At 53.0% G+C, this 366-nt stretch carries 1 protein-coding gene; it reads right to left on the reverse strand.

Going from position 1 to position 366, the window contains the following annotated elements; translation table 11 throughout:
* The coding region (locus tag AABA78_RS39005) for an AAA family ATPase (protein ID WP_338270614.1) at positions 1-347 on the reverse strand (347 nt) is incomplete at its 3' end.
* Positions 348-366: the final 19 nt, after the last annotated feature.

The raw sequence follows: 366 nt of genomic DNA on the forward strand, positions 1-366 counted from the left end.
GAGCGGAAATTCGCTTTATCCTGCACTTTATCTAACCACAGACGAATCAGCATGCGGTCATATAACGCTTCCAGACTGCTGTCTGCTTCCGGCAGCTCGTTGGAGGCCGCCACCAGCAGGCGCATCGGGATTTTTTCTACGTGTGCACCGTTGCGGAACTGGCGCTCGTTAATGGCGGTGAGCAGGGTATTAAGAATTGCCGGACCCGCTTTCCAGATCTCATCCAGAAAGACGATTTCTGCTTCCGGCAGGTAACCGCTGGTTAAACGTTCATAGCGCCCTTCATCTTTTAGCGCCTGAATAGAAAGGGGACCAAAAACTTCTTCCGGCGTGGAGAAGCGGGTCATCAGATATTCACACGCGCGG

This window comes from Corallococcus caeni (assembly GCF_036245865.1).
GTDB classification, from domain to species: Bacteria; Myxococcota; Myxococcia; order Myxococcales; family Myxococcaceae; genus Corallococcus; species Corallococcus caeni.